The organism is Methylocella sp. CPCC 101449, from assembly GCF_031921685.1.
Taxonomy (GTDB): Bacteria; Pseudomonadota; Alphaproteobacteria; order Rhizobiales; family Beijerinckiaceae; genus Terripilifer.
Map to the genome: position 1 here is coordinate 2218151 of NZ_JAPDHU010000001.1, position 24124 is coordinate 2242274.

Below are 24124 nucleotides of genomic sequence, written 5' to 3' on the forward strand. Positions count from 1 at the left end.
CTAGCCGCCGCAGCCGCCGATGGTCACTTTGATCTCCGATTTGACGGAGTAGAGCGAACCATTCGACATTTCGGCGACGCAGACGATGTTCTGGGTCTGGGCCAGGCGCATGCGCGCGGAGGCATTGGCCTTGCCGCACTCGGGCGTGAACCGATAGGTCAACACGTTGGGGAGCGGATTGCCGTCGGCGAAGACGTGTACGGTCTTGACGTAGTCGGCATCGGTCATCGGGCTTTCCACCTCGACGGTGATTGGCACGACCAGACCGTTCTCGGCGATCTGCGGCACATCGAGCTTGATCTTGCCCGATTGCAGAGTCTTGTCGCCGTATAGCTTTTTGATTTCGGCTTCGACGGCCTTGACGTCGGCCAACGCCATCGATGGGGCCAGGATGGCGGCAAGGGCCGCGATCGATCCCGTTTGCAACAAATCCCGCCGCGATGGCGCAGCGAATGCGGTCGCCATTCCTCACTCCTCGTTCTTTCGACCAGGGGCATATCCCTTGGCGATCACCTTATCTGGTTGTGCAAACTTATTCCCGCGATTTTTGAGCAATGCAAATTCCCAATGTACTCTAAAAAAATGTAATTTTTAGATGGCCGATGCGCTGCTATGGAACAGGGAATCTGCCTGCGAAGACGTTCTATTTGAGATTGGGGGGAGCATGAGAAACGTCCGTTTCAGAGGACTATTTGCAGCCGCGTTCGGGGTGCTCGCATTGAGTTCGGGCCTGGCGATGGCGCAGGCGCAGCAAGATGATGCGGAGAAAGAAATCGAGCGTTATCGCGCGATGATCAGCGATCCGATGTCGAATCCAGGCTTTCTGGCCGTCGATCGTGGTGAAGTGCTCTGGGCCGCCAAGCGTGGCAAGAAGGACGTTACGCTCGAGACCTGCGATCTTGGCGAGGGACCCGGTAAGCTCGATGGCGCCTATGCCAAGCTGCCGCGTTATTTTCAGGACGCGGATCGGGTGATGGATATCGAACAGCGCCTGCTGTGGTGCATGGAAAAGATCCAGGATCTCGACACGGCCGACGTGCGCCGCCGCCGTTTCGGCGGTCCCGATTATACGTCGGACATGCAGGATCTCGTGGCCTTCATCGCCAACAAATCGTCGGGCATGAAATACCAGCCGCAGGAGAGCCATCCGAAGGAAAAGGAAATGCTGGCGGCGGGTGAAGCCTTGTTCTTCCGCCGTGCCGGTGTGATGGATTTCTCCTGCGCCACCTGCCATGGCGACGATGGCAAGCGCATTCGTCTGCAAGCCCTGCCGAACTTCTCGAAGGCCGGTAAGGATGCGCAGGATACGATGGGCGGCTGGCCGACCTATCGCGTGTCGCAGAGCCAATTGCGCACCATGCAGCACCGGTTGTGGGACTGCTATCGGCAGATGCGCATGCCGGCGCCCGAATATGCTTCCGACGGTATCACCGCTTTGACGGCCTATATGGTGAAAATGGCCGCCGGTGGCGAAATCACCGTTCCCTCGATCAAGCGCTGAACGGAGTGACAGTCATGAAAGCCCTGTTCATTGCTTCCAGTTTGGCCGCAAGTCTGGTCGTCCTGTCCGGTGCCGCTCATGCGCAGCAGGCGGCCCCGACCAAGATCGACCCCGCCGTTGTCGACAAATATGTCGAATCCATGTGGGCTAAGGCGCCCGATCCCTGGAAGACCGTGCCGGTTCAGGACGAAACGCAGCGCATCTGCACCGAGACACGCAACAATCCTTCGCAAGCCGATTTCACCAAGATCATGGAGCGGGAAAAAGCCAGCGTCGTCTTCCCGGCTGATGGCAAGGTGATCGGCGATTGGAAGGCTGGCGAGCGTGTCGCCAATACTGGCACTGGCGGTCAGTTCACCGACGGTCCGAACACGCCGCGTGGGGGCAATTGCTATGCCTGCCATCAGATGGCGCCGACGGAATTGAGCTACGGCACTTTGGGGCCGAGCCTGCAGAACTACGGCAAGGATCGCAAATTCGATCCGGCCGAGGCGCGCAATGCCTATGCCAAGATCTACGATGCGCAGGCGGTCTTTCCCTGTTCGCAGATGCCGCGCTTCGGCCTGCACAAATTCTTGAGCGAACAACAGATGAAGGATGCGGTGGCCTATCTGTTCGATCCAGAATCCCCGGTCAACAAATAGCTCTCACGCTTCGCCTGATCATGGATCATCCGGCCCGGTTCTCCGGGCCGGATTTTTATTGGGCGACCGGAAAGAAGCCGGCGCGGCGAAAGATGTCGTCGGAGCTTCCATCGATCAGCGTTGTAAAGAAGGCGCCGGCTTTACCAGAAGGGGCCACCGCGTAAGTGGTGGTCATTTGCAGCTCTTCCGGCAGCCAGGCCGCGATGTGCACGCCGTCGACGGCGACGATTTCGGTCGATTGGGTGAGGCCGAAATCGGCGCGGTCTTCGGCCACTTCCTTCATCACATTGTAGCCGCCGACCTTCAGCAGCGTTTTGTCTCGTGTCGGTTCGAACAGGCCGACGCGCTCCAGGGCGCGATGCAGATGGTTGCCGGCGGTGCCGCCGCCGGCGGGATCGCCGCGGGCGATGTTCTTGGCTGCGAGCATGACGGCGCGAAATTTTTCCAGGGTCGAGATATCAGGGGCGGGCGCTCCATCCTTGATCCCTAGCGCGATGCGGGAGGCGCCAATGGCGGCGGGGGCGCCGAGATGGCGGGCGTCGTGCAAGCCTTGCAGGGCGGCGAGCGAGGCGGCGACCACATCGAAGGTCTCACCGGCGCCGATCCGCTGCTCGACCGCGCCCGAGGTACCAAATTGCAGGTGGAGGGTCGCTCCGGTGCGATCATGGAAAGCTTGCGCCGCAGCGGTCATCGCCTGCCGCACGGCGCTGGCGCTGAGAATGCGGATCGCCTGTGGGGCTTGCGTCCCGATGAGGATTTCATCCGCCATGCTGCTTCTCTCCCGTCCCGGCTGTTTAGGTTAACAAAGGAATAACGTTGCGTAATCAGCCGATCGGCGTTGTTTAGCAAGGCGGTATTGATCTTGTGGGACATTCGAGGCCTGAGAGGGCGCACATATGAAGACGTATTTTTTCCCGCTTCCGGTGTTCGTGGCGGCTGCCACAATGGCCAGCTCAGCTTGGGCGGGTGGCTGTGCCGGTGGCCAGTGCTATCAGCGCGTCACCACGCCGCCGGTTTACGACACGGTGCAAGAGCAAGTGATGGTTTCACCGCCGCGCGCCGTCGCCCGTGAAATTCCGGCCGAATATGGCGAAGTGACCGAGCAGGTCATGACCCGTGCGCCGCGCACTTATGCGCGCCAGGTTCCGCCCGTGACGCAGACCGTCGCCGAACAGGTGATGGTGCAGCCGGCCCGCAAGGTCTGGTCGGTGACGCGCGATGCTTATGGCCGCGAGGTCGGTTGCTGGGTGATGCAACCGGCGACCTACGCCACGCAATATCGTCAGGTGGTCGTGCAGCCGGGCGGTGTGACGTATGAAACGCAGCCGGCGGAATATGCGACGGTGACGCGTCCGGTGCAGGTGCGTCCGGCACGGACCTATTACGAGTCCATTCCGGCGACCTATGCGACGCAGTCGCGCCAGGTGATGGTGCAGCCCGGTTATGATGGATGGCAGCCGATTGGCGGTGGCCATCATCGTCCCCGCAAATATCTCAACTGGTAGGCTCACGCCAGTTCGATCAAGGGCGTCTCGCGATCGGCGATCGCGAGACGGCTTGTCATGTCAAGTTCGGTTTGCGCGAGGGTCATCAACGCTTGCGCTGCCGCTTCCACCGATCCCTCGCCATGCGATTGCAAAGTGAGCACGATGCGTCGTGTCTGCGGCGTGACGATCGAACGTGCATCCTGGCGCCAGTTCCAGCGCCGGCATAAAACGGTGGAGCCCGAAGCATAGACCACTTCGCCCGGCTTCGGTGGTTGTTCGGCCGGCAGGCCCTCCCCCGGCGCCATGTCGATGAATGTGTCGTCGTCGCGGGCGAAGCGGAAGGCGAGGTCGGGCGTGATTCGATCGAGATCGTCGGCGCCCAGGCATAGCACATGCGCCAAAGACACCGCATTGTAGAGATCGACGAAGCCGTTGATCGCAGGCACACTGTCGCCGGCGAGAACACGCTTCACCAACCGCTCGACGGATGAGCGATAGCTCGTGCTCTTGATACCGAAGCCCTTATAGGCGCGCCGCCACGCAGCGATGCCGGGAATGGCCGAAAGCTCCATACCAGCCCAGCGCGTGCGGCACGTCGCTTCCGCCTCGGCGATATAAGCGGCGAGACCGGGCGTGCGCTGCGTCGCGATGCCGTCGGTTTCGATCAGCAGAACAGCGGTGCGAAAATCGGGAAAGGTCGACAGAAGATCGGTGATTGAAAGACGGAGCATGGTTCTGGCGGGCGTTGACGGGGCGAACCGCTAAGCTCAATATGGCCGGAAAGCAAGCGTGGAGGAAACGCAACCGCTGCCACAATGGCAGTTCACCCTCATTGCCGACACGGGGCTGGCCGCAAGGCCAGGCGCCGCCATTTGCTGGCCTGATCTCATGCGGGAAACACCATGAAAATTCTGTTCTTCAACGATTGGCGTCTGGGTGTCCTCAAAGGGACCGATACGGTCGTGGATGTCGGTGCCTATGTGACGGGGCTCATCACATCGGGCCCGCATGATCTGATCAATCAGGTGATCGCCCACTTCGATGCGTTTCGGCCGCAGTTCGAAAAGGCACTGACCCAGGATGTCGGGTTCCCGCTGTCGTCGGTGACGTTGCTGCCACCGTTGCCGCGCCCCATCAATATCGATTGCATGGCCGTCAACTATATGGAGGACGGCACGCGGGCGGAGCCGGCGGCGATCAACGCTTTTCATAAATCGCCTTTCGCGATCATCGGGCCAGGCGAAACCATGGTGTTGCCGGACATTCCGGCAACCGTTTTCGAAGGCGAGGCGGAGATCGCTTTGGTCATCGGCAAACGCGCGACGAATGTCCCAGCTTCGGAAGCCATGTCCTACATCTTTGGCTATGTGAATTTCATCGACGGTTCGGCGCGTGGCGTGCAGGCGGCCAACCAGTCCTTCTATCAGATGAAATCTCGCGACACGTTCGCGCCGATCGGGCCGTGGATCGTCACCGCCGATGAAATCGCCGATCCGCAGAACCTACAGGTCAAACTGTGGAACAACGGCGTGTTGAAGCAGGACTACAACACCAATGACATGGCCCATAAGATTCCGCGCTGTATCGAATTCGTCAGCTCGATCCATACGTTGGAGCCCGGCGACATTCTGGCGCTCGGCACCAATCATCGCGGCCTGCATGCCTTCCAGGACAACGATCAAGTGGAAATGGAGGTCGAGGGGCTTGGCCGGCTCGCCATCGTCGTGAAGGACGATTTGAAGCGCACCTGGCCGCGCGAAACCCGCTTGCAGCGGCAGAACAACGGGCTCGATCCGATGGCGCCGCAGCTTTCCGGCAAACACGCCAAAGCTTGATCATAAAGGTTGGTCTCGGGGGTTTGATCGTATGGCTGATTTTCTCGGCGTGCCGGATACGGGCGCTTTATTGTTTTTTGGCTTGAGTTTTGCGTCTTTCGCCACCGCTTTCATCGGCGTTTTCACGGGCACGGCGGGCGGTTTGATCCTGCTGGCATTGATGGCGATGGTGATGCCACCGGCGGCGCTGGTGCCTGTTCACACGGTGGTGCAATTGGGCGCCGGCGTCACGCGAACGATGATCATGTGGCGCTGGGTGATGCGGGCGACGTTGCTGCCTTTCATCGTCGGCGCGGCTATTGGCGCTGGGCTCGGCGCGAAAGCCTTCGTCTCCATGCCGACCTCGGCCACCATGGGTATTCTCGGCATCTTCATTCTGATCGTCACCTGGCTGCCGAAGCTCGGGCGCATGGGCGCGCAGAGCAGCCGTTTCGCCGCCGTTGGTTTCGTTGCCACCTTCGTTGGCGTGTTCGTCAGCGCCACCGGCACTTTGGTGGCGCCCTTCGTCGCCAGCGCGGCGCCGGACCGGCGCAATCACGCGGCCACGCTCGGCGCCTTGATGAGCTTCGTGCATATTCTGAAAATGGCCGCTTTCGCCATGATCGGCTTCGCCATCACCGCCTATATTCCCTTGATGGCGGCGATGATCGTCACGGGCGCCGCCGGCAATTGGCTGGGCGAAGTGGCGCTCAACCACACCAGCGAACAGCGCTTTCGCCTGATCTTGCAGGTCGGCCTGACGGTGCTGGCACTGAAACTGCTTTATGACGCCATTCGACAGTCGGGTTGGCTTGGATAAGCTCGTTACTATTTAAGCCCCAGTTTGTCCTTCAGGCTTAGTTTGTCGTTGTCGCGGTTGAAGGAAATGTGGCTCTCGAGTTCAAGCAGATGCTGTTCCATCAGTTCGATGGCGCGGCCGACTTCGCCTGATTCCATGCAGTTGGCGATGCTGGCGTGCTCGTCATGTTCGCAGGAGGCGTTGCCCCACGGCTGATACACCGCCACGATGAGGGAACAGCGCGAGACGATTTCCTGGAGATAGGTCTCCAGGATCGGATTCTTGGCTAAGGCCGCTACTTTCAGATGGAAGGCACTAGCGAGACGGGCCCAAGAGGGTTGGTCGAAGCGGTGCATCGCCTCATGTTCGTCGTGAAGCTGTTGGCGCAGTCTTGCATAGTCGTCGGCCGTGGCATTGCGCGCGGCGAGCTTCACCAGCGCGGCTTCAAGCGCGCGGCGTGCTTCGAAAATCTGCCGGGTTTCTTCCGGCGAAGGTGTTGCGACGATAGCACCGCGATTGGGGCGCAGTTCGACGATGTGATCATGGGCCAATTTCTGCAGGACGCGGCGCACGAGCGACCGGCTGGCGCCGAAAGCTTCGCAGAGTTCGTTTTCCGGCAGTTTCGTTCCCGGCGTCAGGCGCTGGTTCATGACGCTGTCGAAAATGGCTTTATAGATCGGCGTTTCATCCGCCGGCATGGCCCGCCGTATTCCAGGCCCCAGGGTGAACGGCTTGGTGTCCTCCGCTGCGGATGTCATGAAAGCTGCCCCGCGGTCATCAATTGGCATTCGAAAATTTCCTTCGCCATGCGAACGAGCGCGAGGTCCGATCCGGCCGGCCCCATAATGGATACACCGAGCGGTATGCCTTCGGAAGAACGGAAGGGTATGCTGATCTGCGGCAGGCCGGAGAGGCCGCCGATACAGGTGATGGCCATGGTGCGCAGGCGAATGGCATCCACGGCGGCAGGATCGGCGTTGCGCAGGGGCGCGAAGCTCGCGGCCGAGGGAAGGACCAGAAGATTGTCCTGGCCGAGCAGGCTCCGCACCTTGGCGCGAATCTCGGCTGCCTGCCGGCGGGCCTCTGCCGCCGCTTCCGCTGTCACCTTGCTGGCGGCCTGCCAGCGGCCGGCGATGGCGGGCGCGAATGTCGGGTTGTGGCCATTGATCCAGTCGCCATGAATCTGCCACCCTTCATAAGCGCCTGACGTCATGTAGATGCCGCGCCATGCGGCGAGCGTTTGCTCGCTCGCGACCGGTACGGGCTGTGCCGCCGTTTTCAGCATCGTCTCCAGCGTGGCGACCACCGCATTGATTGGTCGCGTGAAAATATCGTCGGCTAAAGCGCGGGCATCAGCGGCGATCAGCACACGCGAAGCGTGGAAATCGCTTTCCGGCAACAGCGTTTCGGCGACTTTCAAAAAGGTTGTTTGATCGTGAGCGAAGAAGGTCGGCGTATCGTAGCTTGGGTGCAGCGGTACCAGGCCGTCGGCCGAGAGCAAACCATGGGTGGGGCGCAGGCCGAAGAGCCCGCAATAGCTCGCTGGTACGCGGGTCGATCCGCCCGTGTCCGTGCCAAGGGCGAAGTCGACCAGTTTCGCCGCCACCACGGCGGCCGAGCCGCTCGACGAGCCACCCGTCACGCGATCGGGCGCGTTGGCGTTGAGGGGCGTGCCGTAGTGAATGTTGTCGCCGTGCAGGCTGTAGGCCAGTTCGTCGGTGATGGTTTTGCCGGCGCACGTGGCGCCAGCCGCCAGCAGCGCCGTGACCAAGGGGCTGCTGGTCGTCGGCACCGCATGGGTTGCAAGCCAGGTGGGATTTCCGGCGCTCGTTGGATGGCCGGCGACGTCGAAGAGGTCCTTCACCGCGAAACGCAATCCCGCCAGCGGGCCGGTCGGAGCGCCGGCCAGATTGAATTGTCCGTCGGGCATCCATCCGGCAACGGCATCGGCGGGCATTTCGGTCTTATCGGTCATAGGTCTATTCCAAGGCTTTCGTGGGTCATGTTCGAGACCTCGGCGCAAATGGCGCCGGGTGTGGTCATCCAGATGTCGCCGGCATCGCGCGCCTGCGCGATATGCTGGAGCGCGCGGCGCAGGTGCCGCAAGCGGTGCGGCTGCCCGACGATATAGGGATGGAGGGCAATCCCCATGACGAGCGGTTGTCGCCGCGCCTGTTCCAGCATTTCATCAAAATTGTCGACGATCATTCGGGCGAAGGCATCGCCTGTCATCAAGCGTCCGACTACCATTGGAATATCGTTGAGTTCCTGCGGGTAGGGGATCGACCACAGACCTTTGCCATCGCGCGTGCGCATCAATACGGGCTGATCGTCGTGGCACCAATTGAGTGTGTAGCGATAGCCTGTTTCGGCGAGCAGATCCGGGGTGACATGGCTTTCGGAAATCCATGGCGACAACCAGCCCGTGGGTGCGACGCCGCTGTGGCGCGTGATCTCCTGATGGCAATGGATCAGCAAAGCCCGTTCGTTGGCTTCGCTATAATCGGATTGCCGTTCGGCATTGGTGTGGCCATGGCCGACGATCTCATCGCCCCGGGCGACGCAAGCCGCGACCAGTTCGGGGCAATGCTGATAGAGCGCGGTGTTGATAAGGGCAGCGCTGGGAAGCGACAGATCGTCGAACACTTCGAGACAGCGCCAGGCGCCAACCCGATTGCCATATTCACGCCAGGCGAAATTGAGGACGTCGGGGTGTGGCGATGACGGGCCGATATTGGCGCCCAGGCCTTCGCCGAAAGCAAAGTGCTCGATATTGAAGCCGATATAGACGGCCAAGCCTGCGCCATTCGGCCAGCGATAGGCCTGCCGATCGGTGATCGGCCGATAGTCAAAGCGTTCATGGGTCCGCAAACTGTCGAAACGGGGCATGGTCAGGCCGTCTTTTCCAGGTTCTGCGTCAGCAGCCATTCGGCGCTGTCGTTCCAGACGTCCATTTCAACGATGAGGCCGTCGCGGAGCACATAGCGATCGACGTAGCGATTGCCTTCGAAGAGCCGCCCATCCGGCCACGCGCCGTACAATGTGCCTAAACTGTAGACAATCTGCTCATCCGATTGTCCATTATCGACAGTCTCGGTCTTTTCAATCCGCTTCTTCACCCAGGCGTATCTTTGTGCATTAAAGGCCGCGCATTCCGCCGGATCGCTCATTTGACGGCCGCCGGTGAAGCGAATCCGTAAATCCGACGACGTGTAGCGGCGGGCTGTGACAGGGTCCGGAATCATTAGCATCCGGAGGTATTCGTCAACGATTTCAGCGGCTGATAGCGTGTCCTGGTGGCTCTCTCGCGGCGATTGAGCGGTCATTTTCGCATCTCCGGTCCTCTTGTGCTTCGTGCGACGCCTTCAAGAGGCACCAGCAAGCTGCGTGCCACAATTGTAGACAATATTTTTCAAGATTGTTGCTTTTAAAATCCAAGATTGCTGACACTGGCACAGGGATTGCCAGGAAGGCTCCGCGCTGTTCATCGCGGCAGGCCTGCGCCTGCCGCTAGCCGGAGTGTCCCATGGCAAACAAGTTGTTGCGTCTTTCCCGACGGCATTTCGTTGGAGGTGTCGTGAGCACCGTTGCGGTTTTGGCCGCGACGGCTGGCTTCGCGGCCGAACCGATCAAGATCGGCCTCGTGACCGCTTTGTCCGGTCAATCGGCCCTGGCCGGAGAGGCCATTAGCCGTGGTCTCACCATTGCCATCGACGAGATCAATGCCAAGGGCGGTCTCTTGGGCGGCCGCATGATCGAACTGGTACGCCGGGATGACGAAGGCAATCCGGCCAAGGGCGTCACCGCCGCGCGCGAACTGATCTTCCGTGAGAAGGTCGCCGTTCTCTTCGGTGGTCTCGATACGCCGGTGTCCATGGCGATCGTGCCGATCATCAATCAGGAAAAGACGCCGTTCATGGGGCCTTGGGCCGCCGGCACCGGTATCACCAAGAATGGCGCCGATCCGAATTTCGCCTTCCGTGTTTCGGCGGTCGACGAGATCGTAGATGTCGGCATGCTCGATTATGCGCAGAAGACCTTTCAGGCGGCGAAGCCGGGCATGATCCTCGTCAACAATCCCTGGGGCGAATCCAACGAAGTCGGTCTCAAGGCGGCGCTCGATGCCAAGGGGATGAAAGCGGTCGGCGTCGAAAAATTCCAGGAGAATGATGTCGATCTCGTGCCGCAACTGACGCGGTTGAAATCGGCCGGTGCCGATGTCCTCTTCATGGTCGGTAATGTTGGTCCTTCCGCGCAGGTGGTGAAATCGCTCGATCGGATGGGCTGGAAAGTGCCGGTCGTTTCGCATTGGGGGCCCGCCGGCGGCCGCTTTACGGAACTCGCCGGACCCAATGGCAAGGACGTGCATTTTGTCCAGACCTACAGCTTCTATGGCAAGCAATCGCCTGTCGGCGAACGGTTGATTGCCGCGCTGAAAGCTAAATATCCGGCGATCAAATCGGTGGCCGACATCACGCCCGCCGTTGGCGTGGCCAATGCTTATGACGGCATGCATCTGGCGGCGCTTGCCATTGCGGCGGCTGGTTCGACCGATGGCGATGCGGTTCGTCAGGGGTTCTACAAGATCGGCAGCTATGAAGGGCTGATCAAAACCTACAAGGCGCCTTTCGCGCCCGGCCGCCATGATGCGATTCAGGCGAACGATTATGTCTGGGCGCAATTCATCGACAACCGCATCGTGCCGGTTGGTCTCAAGGATTGAACGTAACCGAGGATACGCGGCTGCGACGCCGCGTATCCCTCTCATGGAATCGGGAAAAGGATGATGCTCGTCACGTCGGCACTCATCAGCGGCATCGGGCTGGGGAGCATGTATGGGCTCATCGCCCTTGGCTTCTATGTCACCTATGCCGTTTCGAAGACGGTCAATTTCGCGCAGGGCAGTTCGATGATGCTCGGCGCGGTATTGACCTTCGCGCTGGCGAAATCCTCCGGCTGGCCGATGCCGCTGGCCATTCTGACCGCACTGATCTTATGCGCCGGCTATGGGCTGGTGGTCGAGCGGATCGCGGTGCGGCCGTTCGCTAGCCGGGGATCGGATGCCTGGCTGATGGCCACGGTGGCGCTTGGCATCGTCATCGACAACATCGTGATGTTCACCTTTGGCAAGGAGCCGCGCAGCCTGGCCTCGCCCTTGGCTCAGAGTTCGCTGGAGATCGGTGGCGTCAGTCTCGGGGTTTATCCCTTGCAGGTCGTCATCCCGATCGTGGGACACATCCTGGCGCTGCTGTTGCATCTGCTGGCGCAGAAAACCCGCTGGGGTTCGGCACTCCTCGCCGTATCGCAAAATCCCTCCGCCGCGCGTCTGATGGGCATTCCGATCAAGCGGGCAACCGCTTTGGCTTACGCGGTGTCGACATTGCTGGCGGGTATCGCCGGCATTCTCATCGCGCCGCTCTTCAACGTGCATTCCGACATGGGCACTTTGTTCGGGCTCAAGGCGTTCGCCGTGGCGATCCTCGGCGGCATCACCAGCCCCTGGGGCGTGATGATCGCCGGACTGATCTTCGGCCTTGTCGAAAGTCTGGTCACCACTTTGCTGGGGTCTGGTTACACGCAGATCATCACCTTTCTTCTTGTCATCGTGGCGTTGGCGCTACGTCCCAGCGGGCTCTTCGGGCGCGCGGAGGTCTATAAGGTATGAGCGAGATCATGACGGCGAGACGGCCGCTTGGAGCGCCGGCGGTCCTCAGTCATCAGGCCATCAAGCTGGCGTTCGCCGGCGCATTGTGTGTGGCGGCGGCCTGGATGGCGCTGTCGCTCAACGGCTATTACGTTTTCATTCTGGCCAATGTCGCGTTGCTGGCCATTGTTGGGTTCGGCATGAACGTTTTGATCGGGCTCAGCGGCCAGATCTCCTTCGGCCATGTCGGTTTCTATGCCATCGGCGCCTACACGGTGGCGATTTTGACGAAGAGCGGCGTCAGCTTTTGGCTCGCTTGGCCGGCGGCGGCGATCATCGCCGCATTTCTGGGCGCTTTGCTGGCGCTACCGACGCTGCGCGTCAAAGGCCCTTATCTCGCCATGGTGACAATCGCCTTCGGCTTTGTGGTCGAACACGGCATCGTCGAAATGCGCGGCCTCACCGGCGGTCAGAACGGCATCATGGGGATTGTCGCGCCGTCGCTGGGCTCCTTGGCGCGCGGCGAACGCGCCGTCGCCTTGCTGGCCATCGCCACCGCCGCCTTGACTCTCATCGGCTATATCCTTTTGGCGCGCGGCACCTGGGGCGCCGCCATGCGTGCCGTGCGCGACAGCGAAACTGCCTCAGCCTCGGTTGGTATTAATCCGCTCCTGGTCAAAACGGTTGCCTTCGCGGTGTCGGCAGGCTGCGCTGGTATCGCGGGTGGTCTGTTCGCGTCGCTCTCGAGCTTCGTCACGCCGCACACCTTTGCCTTTTCGCAGTCGATCCTGTTCGTCCTGGTGGTGATGATTGGCGGCGCAGGGTCGACGCTGGGTCCGCTGATCGGCGCCGTCATCGTCGGGCTGCTTCCGGAACTTCTCTCCAGCCTCGAAGATTTCAGACTGCTGTTCTTCGGCGCACTGCTACTGGTGGTGCAATGGGTGGCGCCTGGCGGCGTTGCAGGATTGTGGAGCGCGCTGGTCAACCTGCTTCCGCTCGGTGCCGGTGATTCCGACGTGACGCCCGTGCATGGTGGCGCAACGAGCCTGCCGTTGCCGCAACGTCCGCGTCAGGCGATTCAAGCCGACACTCTCGGCATCAGTTTTGGTGGCGTCCGCGCGGTCCACGCTTTGTCCTTCGGGGCAGAGGCGGGGCAGGTCACCAGTCTGATCGGCCCGAATGGCGCGGGTAAAACATCGGCGATGAATTTGCTCAGCGGTTTCTATCGTCCGCAGAGCGGCACCTTCCGGCTCGGTACCCGCGAACTGGGCGGGAAGGGCGCTTACATCGTCGCGCGAGCCGGCGTGGCGCGTACTTATCAAACCTCGCAATTGTTCGGTACGTTGAGCGTCATCGACAATATTCTGTTGGCGATGACCGGCGGGCGGCTCGGAGCCTTGCTGGGGCGACGGCGTTTAAGCGCGGACGACCTGCGCAACCATGCGCTGACCCTGTTGTCGTTTTGTGGTTATCGCGGTGATCCGTTGCGGCTTGCGGCCGATCTGCCCCATGTGGATCGCAGGATCGTCGAGATTGCACGTGCCCTCGCGCTCAATCCCGACGTGCTTCTGCTCGACGAGCCGGCGGCCGGTTTGTCCCGGGAGGATAAGGCCGATCTGTCGGTTCTTCTGCGACGCATAGCCGATGCCGGTCTCGGCGTTCTCGTCGTCGAACATGACATGACGCTGGTGATGAATATTTCCGATGTCATCGTCGTCCTTGATGCGGGTGAACGGCTGGCGATGGACACGCCGCAGCAGATCCAGGCCGATCCCAAGGTGCGCGAGGCCTATCTTGGCGATCAGGCGACGATTGCCCCTTCCGCCCGCGTCCGCTCGGCGGCGACGGTGGGCGAGGAATTGCTTGGCGTCGGTGCATTGATGGCGGGCTATGGCGCCGAGCCGGTTTTGGATGGAATCGATCTGCAGGTGCGGCGTGGCGAGGCGGTGGCCTTGCTCGGCGCCAACGGCGCCGGCAAGTCGACTTTGATGCGCGTGCTCTCGGGGCTGCATCGACCTGTCGTGTCGGGCGGTGTCACCCTCGAAGGGCACGACATCACGCAGGCACCCGCAGAGGATATCGTCGGGCTCGGCATGGTGTTGGTGCCGGAAGGGCGGCAGGTGTTTCCGGAATTGTCGGTGCTGGACAACATCCGCCTTGGCGCTTTCCTGACGCCACGCGATCGCGAGGCACGGGTCGAAGAGATGTTTCAACGCTTTCCGCGTCTGCGGGAGCGGGCGCATCAGCGCGCCGGCACGCTTTCGGGTGGCGAGCAGCAAATGCTGGCGATTGCCCGGGCATTGATGTCGCGTCCGCGCGTTCTCTTGCTCGATGAGCCCTCGCTCGGGCTAGCGCCCAAGGTGGTTGCCGAACTGTTCGGTGTTCTCGAGGAATTGCGCCGGGAAGGCGTGACGCTGCTGGTGGTGGACCAGATGGCGGCCCTGGCGCTGGCTCTGGCGGATCGGGCCTATGTGATCGAGCATGGGCGGATCGTCGCCCAGGGCGAGGCGGCCGCGATCGCCAATGATCCTCTCCTGGCGCGCGCCTATCTAGGGGCGGATTAGGGCTGAGACGATTCTGGCGGGCGGGCGATGGGCTGATGCCAACGGCGCGTGGTCTCCAGTTTGGAGGTGCCCTGACTGCCGATTTTAAGTGGCTGAAAGAATGGTCGGAGTGAGAGGATTCGAACCTCCGACCCCCTGCTCCCGAAGCAGGTGCGCTACCAGGCTGCGCTACACTCCGATCGGAAAATGCCCTGGAAATCTTCGCGCCGAAGCGCGAAGCAGCGGTCTTATAGCGACGCTGCGGGGCGGCGACAAGCACCTGTTGTGAAAATCGCAACAAACCGTCGTGCCGGCGGGCGGATGTGGGAAACTCTTTGAAATCGCGGTCCGAACCGGCGTCGGCGCTGGATAATCCACCGTTCCTGCGCAAAGACGATTCCCCTTTCCGCTGAAATGCGCTATTGCCCCGGCGCCGGTGGGGCGTAGCCAAGCGGTAAGGCAGCGGATTTTGATTCCGCCATTCGGAGGTTCGATCCCTCCCGCCCCAGCCAGGCATTTGCGAATGGGCAGATTTCAGCCGTTCCGGCGAAAATTCGACGCAATTTCAATAGCATGCTGGGTATAGTCGCCCAGCCCAGACGTAAGCCACGGTCCGAGCGGTCTCTAATTGGTTGTTTTCGGGCGAAAATCTGTAGTCGCGAATGCGAAATCTCCGGAATTTTCTGATGGAGGTGCTGCGCTCCGATGAGCCGATAGATTTGCCGTTCGCATTGAGAGGATGATCTGGGCCGAGGAGCATGCCGAAAGCGCCGTGACGAATGAGATGGCGCAGTCAGCTTGGCCCTCTCGCACTCAAGTCGGTTGGGACCGAGTTGCCACGTTACGCGGCCTAGACCTGGGGATGGTTTCCGGAGGGCATGCTAGCACGGATTATTTTCGCCAGACCGCTTTCGCCCGTAGATCGATCAGGCTTTCAACTTCGAACCAATCGTCCAGGTTTTCGATTTCACTTTCATTCGGCCTGTAACCGAAACGGGTGACGAGCAGCTCGAGATTCTCTGTTCGGCTGACGCCATGACAATAAAAGAAGTATTGGGCTTGGGCGTATTCCAGAGCTTTGCCGAAGGATATGCTGGTGAAAGAGAGTTGGACTGTTTGCCACTTGCCTTCTTTTGAAAAGGCAAACATCGGCGCCTTCCTGCTGCAAACGACCGCCTCTTGAGACACCTTGGGAGCACTGCATTGTGCTGCTCCGAGATAGTCGGACCGATATCGAATGTGGCAAGATGCGACCGGGACGGTCAAAATTTTGATTTCGCCATCACGATATATAGTCATGCTGCCGAGGGCTTTTACCCAATCACAGCCCCCCATCTGGCAGAAGCGTCGCGTGAAGATACCTGTCGCTGCCACTTCTGACCGCGCTTGAGTGCTGGCGATGACGGCCAGCAACACGAAGATCAGAACGAAGGGCCGTACAATCTTTGTCGATCTTAAGAATGCGCTGCTGGCTGGATGATCCGCGACGGGCATTTCGTTCGCCTTTGATTATGTAGAGAATACTCTACATATCGTCGGCGTGAAGTCCAGTGGAGGAATGGCCATTGTCATTGATTGAACCGCTTTTCCTGGTCAGCCCAGACCATCGGAAGGCCTCGTGCGAGCTGGGATACGGTGACATGGATTGAACCGTCGGCAATGGAGCTGATGATTTTGGGAGACAGAAACGCGAGAGGGGCCAGGAAGCGGACGTGGCGCTCGACGAGATTTTCACTCTGCGCAATCTGGGCGAAGGACATTGATCGACCGCTACGGAGGTCGTCGATCCAGCGCTGGGCACGGGCAATGGCATGCAACAGAGTCTGGCGATTGTGATCGCTTGTCTCGGTTGAACCGGCTTTATGCGTAACGCCTTTGCGCGGCAGTTGCTTGGGACGGAATGGTGCAGTCAGAATGACCGGCATGGCATCGGCATGTAGAGGGGTGACGGTAATATGGATTGAGGTCCTGCCAACTGTGACACGTTGGGCATGGGTCTGGATGAGGGCGGCCGGATCCGCATTGATTGCTCCGTCGTCAGCTGACAGATGCGCTTGCAAAGCCTCGGCAACAGTTCGCTCGACGTCGGGAGCCGAAACTCGGTGCAGGGATCCAGCCTTTTCTCGCAGCCCTTGAACCGCCGCCTGCGATACATAGAAACGATAGCGCACACCGTTCTTGGTGCTGTGCGTTGGGCTCATCCGATGGCCGCGGTCATCGAATATCCGGCCGGTGAGCTGCCAGGAGGAGGTTGCCTGTAGCCGGGTGCGTTCGATGGCCTGGGCTGCCAGCCGAGCCTGAACCGCTTCGAACAGGTCGTTGGCGAGAATCGGCTCATGTTCGCCGACATGGACTTGGCCTTTGTAAACCACCTCACCGATGTAGAATCGATTCCTGAGGAGATAATTGACCGGTCCGTTTCGATAGTGGGTTGGGGCAATGACCTGGCCGTTTGAAAGCTGGCGTGGCTTGGGCCGCAAACCTTCGTCGTTCAAACTCCGTACCAGAGCGGGTATGGAGCCAAGGCGCAGATAGTCCACAAATATCCTGCGCACGAGATCGGCCTCTTGCGGGACGACCTCCAGCTTCTTGTTGACGGAACGGTAGCCGACGGGGATGGGTCCGCCGACCCAAAGCCCTTTGCGCTTGGAGGCCGAGATTTTATCCCGAACACGTTCGCCAATGACCTCTCGTTCAAACTGGGCGAACGACAGCAAGACGTTCAGGGTCAATCGACCCATGCTGGATGTGGTGTTGAATGATTGCGTCACGGAAACGAAAGAGACATCATACTCGTCGAACAACTCCACCAGCTTGGCAAAATCTGCGAGCGATCGGGTCAGGCGGTCGACTTTATAGACGACGATAATATCGATCGTGCGAGACTTGACGATCTCGATGAGAGTTTTGAGGGCAGGGCGGTCGAGGGAAGCTCCTGAAAACGCTCCGTCATCGAACCGGCCCGGCAGAAGGGACCAGCCTTCGTGGGCTTGGCTCTTGATATAGGCCTCGCAGGCTTCCCGCTGCGCATCGAGAGAATTAAAAGTCAGGTCGAGATTATGATCGGTCGATTTGCGGGTATAGATGGCACAACGCTGTGGCTTTTGGACAACCGGCTTCACAGTGAAATCTCCCGGTGGCTCAGCTCATCGAGATCTTGGTCGCTTCCTTCATCCTTTCGGCCTTTTCCGTTGAGGCCGAAGAACCGAGGCCCGCTCCAGGTGGTGCCGGTGATCTTCTTGGCGATGGTGGAAAGACTGGAATAGGTCTTCCCCCGCCAGCAATAGCCATCCGGAACAATCATCACCTCGTGCATCTCGCCTAGATGTTCGCGCACGATGATGGAGCCAGCCTTCAAAGTTCGGGCGGGATTCGTCGGGCCGTTCTCATGAGCCTTAAGGAGCTTCTTCAGGCGATGGTTCAGGCGCCCGAGACGATGTTCCTGCAGCCTATAACACGCTGCACGAGCCAGAAGATCGCGAGAGAAGGCGGGCGGTGGTTCGCAGCTCTCAGCCTGCCGCCAATAGGCCCGCAGCTCGTCAACGGACATCGCCTGTATTCGAGCGAGCTCATCAGTTAATGTATCTCCCAGCGATGCTTGGAAGTGCGCGCTCATGACAACGCCCCATCCAACAGGTCGAGCATGATGGAGATGCCGATCATCTCCTGCGGGTCTTGGGAGCGGGCCGTGTGGTGTTCGATCGACCATCGCCGCATCTGGTCGAGATTTGACCAGCGGCTGGCGAAGACGCGCGCTTTGACCCTCAGGCCCATCAAGGTCTGGGCTGGCAATTGAGCGATCGCGAATTGGATGGCCAAGAGCGTCGTAAGCTCTTCATCGGTCGCCTGCTTCAGAAGCTCAATCTGTAGCAGATCACCCGCTTCTTCGGCTTTGTCGAAGGCCAAGGTCGTATCGGAATATCTGCGATGCGCGTCCTCGTGCTGCTGGCCATAGGCCAGCAGCACGTTGTCGAGATTATCGGGATCCATCGGACTAGGCCGCTGCTTCCGTCGCTGGCTGTTCAATGATCCTGTAAACCGTCGTGCCGTTGGATCGGCTTCGTTCGATGCTATATCCGCGCTTGCGCAGTCCCGTGAGTGCCGCTCGGGCGGTGTGGGGCAGCCAACTGGTTGCGCGGATCAACTCATCGAGAGAGGCACCGGTCTCCGCAGAGAGCATCCCGATTATCAGTTCCTGCTTCGATCCCGAGCGGGGAGTTTTACCGGATGGCAGCTTAATGACGGTGGGCGAGTTGGCATCTGTTGGTGAACGCGTGCCCTGGGCTGCTGCGGAAGCTGGTTCTTCAAGGGCATCTGCACCTTGAACGCTGCCTGGATCCAGTTCGACCGGCTGGTGGACGTTGTGTTCGCTCGCTTCAAGCTCTCGAACTGCATCAAGCCCTGCTTTCAGGATAACGAGGCTTACTGGGCGGCCGTCGATCTCCCGCCAGATCGGCTGTTCCGGTTTGCTTTTGACCTCTCGCATCAGTTTTCGGGCGACAAGGCTGGCTCCGACTTTCGCCGCAGCTGGTTTCGGCATTCCTTCCGGTACGATTGCGCTTCGGTCCTCACGCTGCGCGCTGGCAAGAAGGATCTTGGCCTGGGTGTCTGTAAGCTTGAGCATTTGCATCTCCATCAGCGCAGCTCCAATCGCTGCACTGATGCGACCCCGCAAATGGCTCCTGCCGGCGGGGTGATGCGGGGTTGGAACCCCGGTGGGGACAACGGCACTAGCGCTCTGTTGGCCAATGAAGTCGAGTACTATCTGCAAACAGGCGAAGATGAATTTTCCGGCGCAACTCGCTCACTAACCCCGGTTCGGGTAACTAGAGGCGCGCTCCGGGCACAGAAGGCGTCGGAGCGACAGCATTTGGCGGTGGAAAGTTCGAATCGTTTTGGTCGAATGATTGCCACAAGAATACGCTGTGGCCGGGTGTGGCGGGTAAGCCCTATGTCGGACGGGGCATCCATCCCATCAGCTTATCTCAACGCAAACGCCGCCTTATCCCGGCTTCCAAGTCCTCACGGGTTGCTTCCTTTTCGTATGTCTTCACCATGCCCATAAGCAGAGCAGACACAAATGGGTGAGAGTACAGAAGACCGACGGCCCAGCGGCGATACTTCTCCGCGAGTTCACGTTCCTGATCCCCACCTTCTCCACGCGAATGAACGCCACGTGAGTTGTACAGCCCCGTATGCGCGCCTTCGGAAATGCTTTCCGACTGGATGTCCTCCATCACTTGCCGAACAGCCTCACCGGGCCAAATGCCATCTTTTCCTTCAGATGTATTGGAAAAAAGCTTTCCCAAACAGACATCGCCAATGTCACCGCGACCGAGTTTTGTGCAAGCGTCACGAACTTTTGTCACCCATACAGTAAGAAAATCGATCTGACGTTCTTCTGGTTCATCTTGTCCTGGAATGCGTTTGATCGCTTCCAATAGCCGATATCCGCGCTCGGCGAACCGCTGAACATTCTCAGAAGCAACCCTATATTCCTCCGGGTCTTCCGCTCTATCTTTGCGCTTATAAGCCCATACAACGGCCTGCACGAACATTTCAGGATGTAGCTCGATATACTTCTCAAGATTTGGAATACCGTGGCCTTCGCTGCTGCGCCAAGAGCGTGCGAGAGCGTCGATATATGCAAATTCCAACACAGCCTTTTGTTCAAGCGTAATTTCAGGCGATTTTTCGAGGGCGTGGAAAGCCTGCTTTATGCTGTACTGATCCAATTGATACTGACCAGACTCCTCTTTTCCGCCTTTCGCGATTTCGCCTAGCAAACGATAGAGGGTTGTCGTTTCGATCTGCGCAAGATTCAAACGAGCACATGCGAATGCAGCGCGTGGCCGTTGGGCTGCCAACAAGCGCTCAACAGCTTCGCTGTTTTCTAGATCGGAGTCATGTATCCAATCCGGCACGATCTCGGCCCAGTAGGTAGTGCGTTCGGCTTCTTCCAACATATCTACCATCTTCCAGGTGTTGCGACGGAAGGGAGCCAAAAGCAGCAGCTTGGTAGTCTCTCGATCTGTGAGTTGCAGTGCCATTTTTTGAAGGATAGCACTGCGTTCATCGGGATCGGATATCGCGTGAAGCACACCGGAAACCAGATTTCGCTTAGACCAAGAGTCTGAATTGACAGTTGAGCGAAACGCCGTAAGGAGGGTATCTGAAAGGTCGTTCAGTGGTAGAATTTTGCTCGCAAGCAACCATCCAATCAGACGTGCAGCTTTGCCTTGTTCAGCTAACTCAAAAATACCTGGAACTCCGCGCTCGGAAAGTATTTCGCGCAACGCGGCCACACGAAGATTGTTGATCCGTTCCTCTCGTTTTCGATGGTCAAAATCTTCTTCTTCGATTTCATCCGCCGATTCCTCGACCCAGGTGTCCTTGAAAAGCCATCGATGGCGGCATAGCAGATCCGTGGGCTCCAAAGCCGCATAAGCCGCTTTTGCCTCTGAGTTCATGATGACTTGCCCTGACTCTTCGGCACGACGTACACCACGACGAGACTTGACTGTCACACGGACCTTTTCGCGGACGATTCCTTTGTCATCATCGGTCGCAATAGCAGCCCAAGACCTCACAATTTTCCAGATTTTCGCCCGCGCCTCATCATCAACAGCGTGGATACGTTCTATCAGATCGCACAGCTTTTCGCGCGAATAGTCCGGCCAGTTCAGGGCCATGCTTACCATCTCGTGCCTGAAAGAGATGATAGGCTCCCAAGTAGAAAATGGCTCACCAAAACCGTAACCATCTGGCCGCCAACGCGGCTTGTGACTGTAGTGTCCTACTTCCCTATACGCATCGAACTGCTCAACACATATTTTCCAGGCTACATCTGGGTGCTTTTCGGCCAGAGTCCTGATAAGTGCAACGCGCTCATCATGACCAGCAGCGGTTTGAGGCATCCATGCCCTGAATATTGCTCCCAGCGAATTGATGGGCTTGTTTACCCAATTGTCGTTGATCTCGACTTCCGAAAGACGCGCGAGAATGCGTGCGGTGCGTGGAAGTGTTGCTGGGTTCCATGAAAGGCCTTCCAACGCCCAAAGCAGCCCCGTTCGGCTCGGATGGCTTCCAAAGACTCCTGGATCGGCCGGACGCAGGAGACCAAGCACCGCGGGATCATTTGTTTTTAGATCACGTTCGATAATTGACAGGAAGGTGTCCGGAGCCGCTTCAGCATAGATGGGAAGATCGCGATCGTTCGCTTCCAGTTTGCGCGTCGTGAGAGGTGCTGGCAGCAGATCCGCGACAACACGCTCCGCCGCCTGCTCCAGATCCCAGGCAAGGCGGCCTTTCAGCAGGTTATTTCCGTGGATGGCGAGCAGTACCAACGTCTCAGAAATGCCATCCCTGAATGTGGATGAGAATTCGCGCGCTTTTCCATGGATGGAAGCGGCCCATCGTTCGCTTTCGGGAAGATCGAGTGTTGGGTCGTCCTCGCCAAGGACCATCCGTGCGATGGAAAAGTAGCGTTCTAGGTCATTAACCGTGATCGAACCAGCAATGGCGAACAGCAAATCTATTTTTGAGATGACCCCTCGATAGGTTCCAACAGACCAAAGCGGCGCATCGTCAAGCTGCGCTAACTGCTGACATTCCTTTTCTAACGTTTCGTACGAAAGATCACTGGCTAGCAAAGAAAGAGCTTCCCGGTCAGTTTGATTGGCCGAGTTCCAGGCGCCAACGAATAGGAATGGTACGAGGCGTGACGCTGTATTAGAGTCCGCTGCCCAAGTAGGGGTACGTACTGCTGGAACGGAAGAAAGCCGCCGTCGAAGCACGGTCAAGGACCGTCCCGACTCATTATCCAAACGGGATATATCGTCCCTGCCATGGTTCATCTCTTCCAATGCCACGCGGAAAGTTTCATAGCTTACTGGCTCCAGCACAATGTGCGGATCGACGGTCGCATTGCGCGGATAGACAACTATGGTTTGCAGCGTTTTGGCAAACGGGGCCAATTCCCGCTCAACATCGCGGCTGATGGCCGCCGCAATAAAATTCTGGGTACCCTGCGCCAGACGCGGCAGAACGCTTGGCTTATCGAACACCAGGACCCGATCACGCTGCGCGATCAATTCTTCGCCGCCACCTTCTCCAAATAACTGTGAAAGAAACGCCAACGCTTCCCCGGCGGAATCCGCCGTAATGATCGTGGGCTCATCCGGCTGTTTCGACAGCCGCGAAATCATCTTCCGCTTTGCCGCATCGATGCTTGACTTGAACAACGCCGGCGATAGCGCAGGGTTTGCTGCCTCAGCCCAGTCCGTCCAGCATTTGTCGAGCGTTCGAACGCCCTCCGACGGAAGATGGGTTTCATTCGCAAACCAAGTTTGACCGGCCAGAGACTGCTCTAGCCACTGCTCCAGGTTCTGCGCGTCATAAGCGCGGACATCTTTCCATTGTTCCCTGGATCGCGCATTAGCAGCCCAGGCATCCTTCCCTGACCACACCCGCGGTGTAACAAACACAAACGTTGTAGCCATACGCTCGGCTTTGCCGAGAGCTTTGACGCTCTTGGCAAAGTCTCCGTCGGCTTTTCCTTTGATGTCGGTGTTTACGCCAAACTCCCATCCGGACGTCCCGCTCGGAATCCAGGGGGTTCCCTCTGACGCTTCCACTAACCCGTCCCATCCTGGGCGTTCCGCGTCATCGTTGCCCGGAAAATCCACCTTGGTCAGGCCAATGCCCGTGGAATTGACGAGTGTCCGCAATAAGACCGCAAGACGGGTCCGCGCCGAGATGTTCTTGGATGCCCATTCCTCAATATCGTTGCGCTTTATGGCCAGAAAAGGCGGCACATAGGACTTTGTATTTGAAGGGACGCCTTTAGCCTTGGCCTGCGCAGCTTCATAGGCCGCCTGCATGTCCAGAAGCTTTTGCGCGGGAATCTTGAATGTCCGTTCGATTCTCGTCGCCATTTCTGCGGTTGCAGCAACTTTACCGTTCAAGAAATTCGAGACACCCGGCCGGCTGATCCCGATGAGCTTGGCGGCGTCGGTGACTGTCATTTTCTTCGGAAGCAGAACAATCTCGCGAATGTACTGCCCCGGATGCTGTGGCATTCCATGATCGGCGGCACGAGAAATAGGCTTTTTTGGCACACGCGCGCTCCATTTGCGCGGAGTAGATAAGATATGTAAGGTGTAATGCAATGCCTTACAATATGATGATGCTGAGTTTGCTGGCGCATGGTGCATTTCGGCAGTTGATCGCTCTAGGAGAGCTGACCGAACTGACGCTCTTGGCGAGCCGACGTCCGATTTAGCTAATGGGCAAGGCGATGGGGCGGCGGCGCGGCGCACAGAGGACTCGCACGCAAGCTTTGTGCTCGAAGCTGGAGGCGCTTTGAGGTGCGACGACGACGGTTGAGGGCGTCGGCTATCAATTTTTGGAACTGACGGATGGGGATGGTCTCCGGAACATCGTCCGGATTGGATCGATTCAGTGCATTTCGGACTCGGACGAGATGCACGACGAATGCTTTTTGACGGTAGCGAACAAGACCTTCCTCGTTCGGGTCCCTTTGGACGTTCTTCGTGAACTTCTCAGCGGATCAAAGGACGAGCAAACCGCTTTCAAAATTTTCACACGCAGTCCATTCGTTGGCACAACACAGATAGAAGCGGCCAGAAATCGATTTCATTTTGGCCCATCCTCTTTTCAATGGCTGGTAT

At 59.0% G+C, this 24124-nt stretch carries 21 protein-coding genes and 2 tRNA genes; 9 read left to right on the forward strand and 14 right to left on the reverse strand.

What is annotated here, in order from left to right; translation table 11 throughout:
* Positions 1–465 carry a thiosulfate oxidation carrier protein SoxY gene (gene soxY, locus OIM99_RS10345; RefSeq protein WP_311850258.1) on the reverse strand — a complete coding sequence of 155 codons (465 nt, stop codon included), beginning with the start codon at positions 463–465 and terminating at the stop codon, positions 1–3.
* A gap of 271 nt (positions 466–736) precedes the next feature.
* Between soxY and soxA the strand changes: the two genes are divergently transcribed.
* Together soxA and soxX are read left to right on the forward strand one after the other, a co-directional pair.
* Positions 737–1501, forward strand: a complete 765-nt coding sequence (gene soxA, locus OIM99_RS10350; protein ID WP_311850388.1) for a sulfur oxidation c-type cytochrome SoxA — start codon at positions 737–739, stop codon at positions 1499–1501.
* Between the two features lie 14 nt (positions 1502–1515).
* Entirely contained in the window at positions 1516–2145 is a 630-nt protein-coding gene (soxX, locus tag OIM99_RS10355) for a sulfur oxidation c-type cytochrome SoxX (RefSeq protein WP_311850259.1), read from the forward strand.
* A 55-nt stretch (positions 2146–2200) separates the two neighbouring features.
* Here soxX and OIM99_RS10360 read toward each other — a convergent pair whose 3' ends face one another.
* The gene (locus tag OIM99_RS10360) at positions 2201–2914 is read right to left on the reverse strand and encodes a substrate-binding domain-containing protein (protein WP_311850260.1); all 714 of its coding nucleotides are present in this window, start codon (positions 2912–2914) and stop codon (positions 2201–2203) included.
* Between the two features lie 175 nt (positions 2915–3089).
* On the opposite strand from OIM99_RS10360, the gene OIM99_RS10365 reads away from it, so the two are divergent.
* Positions 3090–3650: a hypothetical protein gene (locus tag OIM99_RS10365; RefSeq protein WP_311850261.1), complete on the forward strand. Its 561-nt coding sequence runs from the start codon at positions 3090–3092 to the stop codon at positions 3648–3650.
* Between the two features lie 2 nt (positions 3651–3652).
* Here OIM99_RS10365 and OIM99_RS10370 read toward each other — a convergent pair whose 3' ends face one another.
* Positions 3653–4363, reverse strand: coding sequence for a phenylalanine--tRNA ligase beta subunit-related protein (locus OIM99_RS10370; RefSeq protein ID WP_311850262.1), 711 nt, complete (start codon positions 4361–4363; stop codon positions 3653–3655).
* A 171-nt stretch (positions 4364–4534) separates the two neighbouring features.
* Here OIM99_RS10370 and OIM99_RS10375 point away from each other — a divergent pair, with 171 nt between their 5' ends.
* Positions 4535–5467, forward strand: a complete 933-nt coding sequence (locus OIM99_RS10375) for a fumarylacetoacetate hydrolase family protein (RefSeq protein ID WP_311850263.1) — start codon at positions 4535–4537, stop codon at positions 5465–5467.
* A 31-nt stretch (positions 5468–5498) separates the two neighbouring features.
* Positions 5499–6266 (forward strand): sulfite exporter TauE/SafE family protein, encoded by a 768-nt coding sequence (locus tag OIM99_RS10380; RefSeq protein WP_311850264.1) that lies wholly within the window; start codon positions 5499–5501, stop codon positions 6264–6266.
* Positions 6267–6274: 8 nt separating this feature from the next.
* Here the strand turns inward: OIM99_RS10380 and OIM99_RS10385 are convergent, their stop codons facing one another.
* Genes OIM99_RS10385 through OIM99_RS10400 form a run of 4 tightly spaced genes read right to left on the reverse strand, consistent with a single transcriptional unit; the run spans position 6275 to position 9571 of the window.
* Entirely contained in the window at positions 6275–7003 is a 729-nt protein-coding gene (locus tag OIM99_RS10385) for a GntR family transcriptional regulator (RefSeq protein ID WP_311850265.1), read from the reverse strand.
* Complete coding sequence (locus OIM99_RS10390; protein WP_311850266.1) at positions 7000–8220, reverse strand: amidase; 1221 nt, start codon at positions 8218–8220, stop codon at positions 7000–7002. The genes OIM99_RS10385 and OIM99_RS10390 overlap by 4 nt, the downstream gene beginning before the upstream one ends.
* Positions 8217–9173: a polysaccharide deacetylase family protein gene (locus tag OIM99_RS10395; protein ID WP_409371493.1), complete on the reverse strand. Its 957-nt coding sequence runs from the start codon at positions 9171–9173 to the stop codon at positions 8217–8219. Before OIM99_RS10395 ends, OIM99_RS10390 begins: the two co-directional genes overlap by 4 nt.
* The gene (locus tag OIM99_RS10400) at positions 9137–9571 is read right to left on the reverse strand and encodes a nuclear transport factor 2 family protein (protein WP_409371494.1); all 435 of its coding nucleotides are present in this window, start codon (positions 9569–9571) and stop codon (positions 9137–9139) included. The genes OIM99_RS10395 and OIM99_RS10400 overlap by 37 nt, the downstream gene beginning before the upstream one ends.
* A gap of 200 nt (positions 9572–9771) precedes the next feature.
* Between OIM99_RS10400 and OIM99_RS10405 the strand changes: the two genes are divergently transcribed.
* From OIM99_RS10405 to OIM99_RS10415, 3 genes are all read left to right on the forward strand, one after another.
* Positions 9772–10968 (forward strand): ABC transporter substrate-binding protein, encoded by a 1197-nt coding sequence (locus tag OIM99_RS10405; RefSeq protein WP_311850267.1) that lies wholly within the window; start codon positions 9772–9774, stop codon positions 10966–10968.
* A 63-nt stretch (positions 10969–11031) separates the two neighbouring features.
* Complete coding sequence (locus OIM99_RS10410) at positions 11032–11910, forward strand: branched-chain amino acid ABC transporter permease (protein WP_311850268.1); 879 nt, start codon at positions 11032–11034, stop codon at positions 11908–11910.
* Positions 11907–14453, forward strand: coding sequence for a branched-chain amino acid ABC transporter ATP-binding protein/permease (locus OIM99_RS10415; protein WP_311850269.1), 2547 nt, complete (start codon positions 11907–11909; stop codon positions 14451–14453). The genes OIM99_RS10410 and OIM99_RS10415 overlap by 4 nt, the downstream gene beginning before the upstream one ends.
* A gap of 101 nt (positions 14454–14554) precedes the next feature.
* Here OIM99_RS10415 and OIM99_RS10420 read toward each other — a convergent pair.
* Positions 14555–14631 (reverse strand) — tRNA-Pro (locus tag OIM99_RS10420).
* A 238-nt stretch (positions 14632–14869) separates the two neighbouring features.
* Here OIM99_RS10420 and OIM99_RS10425 point away from each other — a divergent pair.
* A tRNA-Gln gene (locus OIM99_RS10425) sits at positions 14870–14944 on the forward strand.
* 379 nt (positions 14945–15323) lie between these two features.
* Here the strand turns inward: OIM99_RS10425 and OIM99_RS10430 are convergent.
* The 6 genes from OIM99_RS10430 to OIM99_RS10455 form a co-directional block, all read right to left on the reverse strand.
* Positions 15324–15926 carry a hypothetical protein gene (locus OIM99_RS10430; protein ID WP_311850270.1) on the reverse strand — a complete coding sequence of 201 codons (603 nt, stop codon included), beginning with the start codon at positions 15924–15926 and terminating at the stop codon, positions 15324–15326.
* Positions 15927–16000: 74 nt separating this feature from the next.
* A complete protein-coding gene (locus OIM99_RS10435; protein WP_311850271.1) occupies positions 16001–17554 on the reverse strand; it encodes a recombinase family protein in 1554 nt (517 codons plus the stop codon).
* The gene (locus OIM99_RS10440; protein WP_311850272.1) at positions 17551–18048 is read right to left on the reverse strand and encodes a DUF2924 domain-containing protein; all 498 of its coding nucleotides are present in this window, start codon (positions 18046–18048) and stop codon (positions 17551–17553) included. The genes OIM99_RS10435 and OIM99_RS10440 overlap by 4 nt, the downstream gene beginning before the upstream one ends.
* The gene (locus OIM99_RS10445; RefSeq protein WP_311850273.1) at positions 18045–18422 is read right to left on the reverse strand and encodes a hypothetical protein; all 378 of its coding nucleotides are present in this window, start codon (positions 18420–18422) and stop codon (positions 18045–18047) included. Before OIM99_RS10445 ends, OIM99_RS10440 begins: the two co-directional genes overlap by 4 nt.
* 4 nt (positions 18423–18426) lie before the next feature.
* On the reverse strand, positions 18427–19068 hold the full coding sequence (locus OIM99_RS10450; protein ID WP_311850274.1) for a DUF3489 domain-containing protein: 642 nt from the start codon (positions 19066–19068) through the stop codon (positions 18427–18429).
* A gap of 349 nt (positions 19069–19417) precedes the next feature.
* Positions 19418–23551: a HigA family addiction module antitoxin gene (locus OIM99_RS10455; RefSeq protein ID WP_311850275.1), complete on the reverse strand. Its 4134-nt coding sequence runs from the start codon at positions 23549–23551 to the stop codon at positions 19418–19420.
* Between the last annotated feature and the right edge of the window lie 573 nt (positions 23552–24124).

Excerpts from the sequence above, each read along its gene's own strand:
- soxY (WP_311850258.1), bottom strand. The coding sequence starts at position 465 with ATGGCGACCGCATTCGCTGCGCCATCGCGGCGGGATTTGTTGCAAACG.
- soxA (WP_311850388.1), top strand. The coding sequence starts at position 737 with ATGGCGCAGGCGCAGCAAGATGATGCGGAGAAAGAAATCGAGCGTTAT.
- soxX (WP_311850259.1), top strand. The coding sequence starts at position 1,516 with ATGAAAGCCCTGTTCATTGCTTCCAGTTTGGCCGCAAGTCTGGTCGTC.
- OIM99_RS10360 (WP_311850260.1), bottom strand. The coding sequence starts at position 2,914 with ATGGCGGATGAAATCCTCATCGGGACGCAAGCCCCACAGGCGATCCGC.
- OIM99_RS10365 (WP_311850261.1), top strand. The coding sequence starts at position 3,090 with ATGGCCAGCTCAGCTTGGGCGGGTGGCTGTGCCGGTGGCCAGTGCTAT.
- OIM99_RS10370 (WP_311850262.1), bottom strand. The coding sequence starts at position 4,363 with ATGCTCCGTCTTTCAATCACCGATCTTCTGTCGACCTTTCCCGATTTT.
- OIM99_RS10375 (WP_311850263.1), top strand. The coding sequence starts at position 4,535 with ATGAAAATTCTGTTCTTCAACGATTGGCGTCTGGGTGTCCTCAAAGGG.
- OIM99_RS10380 (WP_311850264.1), top strand. The coding sequence starts at position 5,499 with ATGGCTGATTTTCTCGGCGTGCCGGATACGGGCGCTTTATTGTTTTTT.
- OIM99_RS10385 (WP_311850265.1), bottom strand. The coding sequence starts at position 7,003 with ATGACATCCGCAGCGGAGGACACCAAGCCGTTCACCCTGGGGCCTGGA.
- OIM99_RS10390 (WP_311850266.1), bottom strand. The coding sequence starts at position 8,220 with ATGACCGATAAGACCGAAATGCCCGCCGATGCCGTTGCCGGATGGATG.
- OIM99_RS10395 (WP_409371493.1), bottom strand. The coding sequence starts at position 9,173 with ATGGCTGCTGACGCAGAACCTGGAAAAGACGGCCTGACCATGCCCCGT.
- OIM99_RS10400 (WP_409371494.1), bottom strand. The coding sequence starts at position 9,571 with ATGACCGCTCAATCGCCGCGAGAGAGCCACCAGGACACGCTATCAGCC.
- OIM99_RS10405 (WP_311850267.1), top strand. The coding sequence starts at position 9,772 with ATGGCAAACAAGTTGTTGCGTCTTTCCCGACGGCATTTCGTTGGAGGT.
- OIM99_RS10410 (WP_311850268.1), top strand. The coding sequence starts at position 11,032 with ATGCTCGTCACGTCGGCACTCATCAGCGGCATCGGGCTGGGGAGCATG.
- OIM99_RS10415 (WP_311850269.1), top strand. The coding sequence starts at position 11,907 with ATGAGCGAGATCATGACGGCGAGACGGCCGCTTGGAGCGCCGGCGGTC.
- OIM99_RS10430 (WP_311850270.1), bottom strand. The coding sequence starts at position 15,926 with ATGCCCGTCGCGGATCATCCAGCCAGCAGCGCATTCTTAAGATCGACA.
- OIM99_RS10440 (WP_311850272.1), bottom strand. The coding sequence starts at position 18,048 with ATGAGCGCGCACTTCCAAGCATCGCTGGGAGATACATTAACTGATGAG.
- OIM99_RS10445 (WP_311850273.1), bottom strand. The coding sequence starts at position 18,422 with ATGGATCCCGATAATCTCGACAACGTGCTGCTGGCCTATGGCCAGCAG.
- OIM99_RS10450 (WP_311850274.1), bottom strand. The coding sequence starts at position 19,068 with ATGGAGATGCAAATGCTCAAGCTTACAGACACCCAGGCCAAGATCCTT.